The sequence below is a fragment of the Brevundimonas sp. genome, assembly GCF_032107865.1.
Lineage (GTDB): Bacteria > Pseudomonadota > Alphaproteobacteria > Caulobacterales > Caulobacteraceae > Brevundimonas.
In genome coordinates this window covers 1-5,417 of record NZ_DAMCNG010000181.1, presented here as the reverse complement: position 1 = coordinate 5,417, position 5,417 = coordinate 1, and the positions used below count along the sequence as shown (strand labels likewise).

4 protein-coding genes and 1 pseudogene are annotated in these 5,417 nt (G+C 67.5%); 4 read left to right on the top strand and 1 reads right to left on the bottom strand.

Going from position 1 to position 5,417, the window contains the following annotated elements:
* The 3 genes from RT567_RS13095 to RT567_RS13085 all read left to right on the top strand — a co-directional run.
* A partial coding sequence (locus tag RT567_RS13095; RefSeq protein ID WP_313576750.1) for a translocation/assembly module TamB domain-containing protein occupies window positions 1–1,690 on the top strand: 1,690 nt, incomplete at its 5' end.
* Window positions 1,691–1,776: 86 nt separating this feature from the next.
* Window positions 1,777–2,853 carry a PA0069 family radical SAM protein gene (locus tag RT567_RS13090; protein ID WP_313576749.1) on the top strand — a complete coding sequence of 359 codons (1,077 nt, stop codon included), beginning with the start codon at window positions 1,777–1,779 and terminating at the stop codon, window positions 2,851–2,853.
* Between the two features lie 61 nt (window positions 2,854–2,914).
* Window positions 2,915–3,745: an alpha/beta hydrolase gene (locus tag RT567_RS13085; RefSeq protein WP_313576748.1), complete on the top strand. Its 831-nt coding sequence runs from the start codon at window positions 2,915–2,917 to the stop codon at window positions 3,743–3,745.
* Window positions 3,746–3,765: 20 nt separating this feature from the next.
* Here the strand turns inward: RT567_RS13085 and RT567_RS13080 are convergent, their stop codons facing one another.
* Complete coding sequence (locus RT567_RS13080) at window positions 3,766–5,010, bottom strand: class I SAM-dependent RNA methyltransferase (protein WP_313576747.1); 1,245 nt, start codon at window positions 5,008–5,010, stop codon at window positions 3,766–3,768.
* Window positions 5,011–5,163: 153 nt separating this feature from the next.
* On the opposite strand from RT567_RS13080, the pseudogene RT567_RS13075 reads away from it, so the two are divergent.
* Window positions 5,164–5,417, top strand: a pseudogene (locus tag RT567_RS13075) (hypothetical protein); the annotation flags it as partial.

Sequence of the window (5,417 nt, the reverse complement as noted above, 5' to 3'; positions counted from 1 at the left end):
CGGCGTCCTGACCGGCGAACTGAAACAGGACAGCGAGGGCAGCGTCATCCAGGCCGACATGACCAATGTCGAAATGGGCTCGCTCGTCCCCGACCTGCGCGGTCAGGTGACGGGCCGCGTCTCGATGCAGGGACAGGGCGACACGTTGCGCGGCTCCGCCAATGTCGACCTCAAGCAACTGCGCAGTCTGGACGCGCCGCGCGGCCTGGCCGTCGACGGCACGCTGAACGCCGACCTGACGGGCGACGCCCTGCGCCTGCGCGCCGAGGCCCACAACGGCACGGCCGTTCAGGCTACCGCCGACGTCACCTTGCCGGTCGAGACCTCGGCCGCGCCCCTGCGTCTGGCCATCGCCCGAACCGAAAACCTGTCGGGTCAGATCGCCATTCGCGGCCAGATTCAGCCCATCTGGGACTTGTTCCTGGGCGGCGCTCAATCGCTGTCGGGTCAGGTGAACGGCCAGGCGACCCTGGCCGGCACCCTGAACGCGCCACGCCTGAACGGACGGCTGGACCTGAACGAAGGCGCGTTCCGTGACGGAACAACAGGCCTGCGCCTTGAGAACATCACCCTGGCCAGCCGCTTCAACGACAGCCAGGCCGTAATCGAACGCTTCCAGGCCACAGACGGCATAAAGGGCGAGGTGTCCGGCAGCGGCGACCTGGGCCTGCGTCAGGGCTCGCCCTCGACCCTGCGGCTGGAGCTGGCGCGCTTCCAGATCATCGACAACGACATCGCCAAGGCGCGGGCCAACGGTCGCCTGACCGCCGTGCGCGGCGCCGACGGCAACATCCGCCTGACCGGCAATGTGAACATCGACGAGGCCGAGATTTCGCCCGACCTGCCCGGCTCCACCGGCATCGTCAAAATGGACGTGGTCGAGATCAATCGTCCCGGCGGCGACACCGTCGAGACCGAGAAGAAGGCCGCAACCGGCCCGCAGATCGGTCTGGACCTGACGCTGACCGGGCGCGAAATCTACCTGCGCGGCCGGGGCCTGAACGTTGAGCTGCGCGCCGACGCCCGCGTGCGCGGCACCATCACCCAGCCCGAACTGAGCGGCACGGCCAATGTGGTGCGCGGCGATTATGAGTTCGCGGGCAAGCGCTTCGTCTTCAATGATCGCGGCTCGGTCATCCTGTCCACCGATCCCGCGCGCATCCGCCTGAACCTGGAAGCCGTCCGCGAAGACCCGGCCCTGACCGCCGTGATCAAGGTCACGGGCACCGCCGTCTCGCCCAAGATCGAGCTGACCTCCACGCCCGACCTGCCCCAGGACGAAATCCTGTCGCAGGTGCTGTTCGGACGTTCGGCGGCCCAACTGTCGCCGTTCGAAGCGGCGCAGTTGGCCTCGGCCGTGGCGTCCCTGGCGGGCGGCGGCGGCTTCGATGTGGTCGGCAACCTGCGCGAACTGGCCGGTCTGGACCGTCTGTCCTTCAGCGGCGAGGCTTCCAGCCTGACCGTCGCGGGCGGGCGCTACATCACCGACGACATCTATCTGGAGGTCATCGGCGGGGCCGAGCGCGGCGCAGCCGTCAATGTGGAGTGGCAGGTCCGCCGCAACCTGGCCATCACCTCCAAGTTCGGCGGCGAAGGCGATACCGCCCTGTCGGTCCGCTGGCGTCGTGAAGGCCCGCGTCCCGGCGGCGATCGCGGCGACCGTCGTCCCAACGCCGCCACCCGGCGCTAACGCAAGCAAGGCTGGCTAAAAGCCGGTCTTGCTCTCTCGTCCATTTTGTTCTTGATTTGTTCTTCTTCGTTCCGCATCCTGCGGACATGAGTAAGGCGATCAACGGACGCGGCGCACGCTCCAACGCCTCGGGTCGGTATGAAGCCGATCGACGCGAGGCCTACGACGACGGCTGGACGGATCAGGACGAGGCGGCGGCCCCGCTTCGCACCACCCTGTCCCCGGAACACGCCCGCACCATCATCGCCAAGAACACGAGTCCCGACGTCGGCTTCGATCGCTCCATCAACCCCTACAAGGGCTGCGAACATGGCTGCATCTACTGCTACGCCCGTCCGTCCCATGCCTGGATGGGCCTATCCCCGGGCCTGGATTTCGAGAGCCGGATCTTCTTCAAGCCGGACGCCGCGCGTCTGCTGGAACAGGAGCTCTCAAAGCCCAGATACGTCTGCCGGCGCATCCACATAGGCGGCAACACCGATCCCTATCAGCCGGTCGAGCGCGAAACGCATTCGACCCGTTCGATCCTGGAGGTCATGCAGCGCTTCAACCACCCGTTCAGCATCATCACCAAGTCGGTGCTGATCGCGCGCGACGCCGACATCCTGGGCGACATGGGGAAGCGAGGTCTGGCCTCGGCCTTCGTCTCCATCACCACCCTGGACCGCAAGCTGGCGCGGGCGATGGAGCCGCGCGCCTCTACGCCCGCCAAGCGGCTGGAGGCGATCAGTCGCCTGGCTGACGCAGGATGCCCGGTCGGCGTCGGCTTCGCCCCCGTCATACCCGGCCTGAACGACCATGAACTGGAAGCCGTGCTGGAGGCGGCGCAGAAGGCCGGCGCGACCTCGGCCATGTATGTGACCCTGCGCCTGCCGCTGGAGATCAAGGACTTGTTCCGCGAATGGCTGGCCGACGCCCGTCCCGACCGCGCCGCGCGCGTCATGTCCCTGATTCGCCAGACGCGCGGCGGCAAGGATTACGACCCCGACTGGTCCCAGCGCATGAAGGGAACCGGCCCCGTCGCCGAACTGATCGCCACACGCTTCAGAGCGGCGGCCAGGCGCTATGGTCTGGACACGCCGCGCCAGGCGCTAGACCTCACCCAGTTCCGCGTTCCCGCCGACGCCCGACCGCAGCTTGACCTATTCGACATTCCCGCCTGACGCCGCCTAGGATGACCTTTCAGCAGGCCAGGTGAGGACCATCTCCATGCGCGGAAGCCGGATGATCATCGTCACAGCTGCGGCCATCAGCGCCGCCGGTTGTTCCGTCAACGTGCCGGAGAACGCCTTCCTCTACCCCGATGCGCGTATCGCAGCCGAGAAGATCGAGCTCACGCCCGGTCCGGCCATGCCGCCATCGGCGCAGACCCTGATCCTCCCGTATGCCGGCGGCCAGTTGGCCACGACCCGACTGTCCGCCGCGAAGGGCGATCAGGCGCCGCTGATCCTGTTCTGCGGCGGCAACATGTTCCGGCAATCGGCCTATGGAGGACTGGTGGGCGGACAACTCGCGGCTTTCGGCGACGTTCTGCTGTTCGATTATCCCGGCTACGGCGCCTCGACCGGCGCGTCCGACATCGCCTCCATGAAGGCGGCTGTCGCCGCCATGGCCGCTCATGCGCGGGCGATAGCCGATCGCGAGCAGCGACGGCTGATCCTGTGGGGGCACTCACTCGGCGGAACCGTCTGCGCAGAGGGGGCAGTGAACGCCAGGGCCGACGTTCTGGTATTGGAAACGACGACGCCGTCAGCCAACGCCGTCATGCAGGAGACCTTGGGCTGGAAACGGTTTCTGATCCGCGTGCGCCTGGCCCCGCCCCTGGCCGAAGTCGACATTCCTTCGACCCTCGCCGACTATCCCGGCCGGATCATCGTTCTGGAAGCTGGGCGCGACACGGTGCTGCCCCCCGTCCTGAGCCGCCGCCTGGCCCAGGCGCTGACGGCCAAGGGACGATCTGTCGATCACCTGGTCTTCACCGACGCCGGCCACAACGACGTTCACAGCCAGGCTGACTTCACGTCTCGAATGGCCGACGCCCTCGATCATCCTTGATCCGTTCGACCTGATCGCATCTAGCGTCGGAAAACGCCGACCAGTTCGATGTGCGTCGACCAGATGAACTGGTCGATGGGCGTGACCTTCTCCAGCCGGAAGCCGGCGTCGACCAGAACGCGCGCGTCTCGGGCGAAGGTCTGGGGATTGCATGACACCCCGACGACGACCGACGCCTTCGTCCCCAGCAGTTGCTGCGTCTGCTCCAGAGCGCCCGCGCGCGGCGGGTCCAGCACGATGGCCTCGCAGCCCTTCAGGTCATAGGGCGACAACGGACGACGGAACAGATCGCGCGCCTGGGCCTCGATCCCCTTCAGGCCCTGAGCCGTGCTGAGGCCCGCCTTAAGGGCGGCGATGGAGCCTGCGGCGGAATCGGCGGCCGTCACGCTGGCGACTTCGGCCAAAGGGAAGGTGAACGTGCCCGCCCCGCAGAACAGGTCCGCGACCTTCTTGGCCCCCCTCACCGCCTCGACGGCGCGTTCGACCATGGCCGCTTCGGCAGCCGGCGACGCCTGCAGGAAACCGCCCGCCGGCAAGGGCACGGACGCGCGTCCGAAACGCACGCGCGGCTGGCGCGCCATGACCAGCGTGTCGCCGTCCAGGCTGAGCCGCGCCAGATCGGCCTCGGCCGCCGCCGCGATGGCTAGAGCCAGCTGGTCTCCATTCAGGCCGCCCGAACGTTTCTCGACCCCCGTCACATCGACGTCCAGACCGGTGTCGGTCAGGGTGACGTGCAGGGTCGGCGCCGATTTCGGATGGCCCAGGAACGGGGCCGCAACCTTGGCAAGGGCGGGCAGAGCCGCCGTCAGGTGCGGGTCCGACAATGGACAGTCCGTCAATTCGACCACCCGCCACGACTTGCGCGCCTTGAACCCCAGAACAACGCGGCCGTCCGGGCCCTGCCGCGCGTGCAGCGCCAAACGACGGCGGCTGGCCAGCGGCGTCGCCACCGTCACCTCGACCTCGGTTTCCAGCCCCTCGCGCGCCAGGGTCTGGAGCACCACCTCGCGTTTCCAGGCCAGATAAGGTTCGTCGGCCCAATGCTGCAGCGGCGCGACCCCGCACTCGGCATAGGTCTGGGAATGGATCGCGCGGCGGTCGGGGCTGGCCTCGATCAGATCGAACCGTTCGGCCCGTCCGTCCTTGACCTCGGCGGCGATCACCTCGCCCGGCAGAGCGCCGGGTACAAAGACCGGGCCGTTGGCGGTATCGGCGATCCCGTCGCCCTGATGGCCCATGCGGGCGATGGTCAGCGTCTGCGTCATGCAGCGGCTTCTAACGGCTTCCGCGCGAAAATCGAAACATGAACGAAGATGAACGAGGCGATCAAAAGCCGTTCAGCTTCACGGCCCTATCAATGGCTGTAACAGACGGCGACCTGATCCGTTCAGGTGCGGCATCCGTCGAAGGAAAAAACGATGATCGCTCTCATCTCGAAAAAAGCCTCGGCCGCCGCCATCGCCGCCCTGGCCTGCGCCTCGGCCGTCGCCCTGCCCGGCATCGCCTCGGCCCAAAGCTACGGCTATGACTACCCGCCCGCCTATGGCTACAGCAACAACGGCTACAGCCAGGGAACCTACTACGATCCCTGCGCGCGGGATCAGCGCCAGCGCGCCACGACCGGCGGCCTGCTGGGCGCCGCCATCGGCGCCGTCGCCGGCTCGCAACTGGC

What these genes read in the sequence shown, in the direction of transcription:
- RT567_RS13080 (WP_313576747.1), bottom strand. Translation starts at nt 5,010, where the DNA reads ATGACGCAGACGCTGACCATCGCCCGCATGGGCCATCAGGGCGACGGG.
- RT567_RS13085 (WP_313576748.1), top strand. Translation starts at nt 2,915, where the DNA reads ATGATCATCGTCACAGCTGCGGCCATCAGCGCCGCCGGTTGTTCCGTC.
- RT567_RS13090 (WP_313576749.1), top strand. Translation starts at nt 1,777, where the DNA reads ATGAGTAAGGCGATCAACGGACGCGGCGCACGCTCCAACGCCTCGGGT.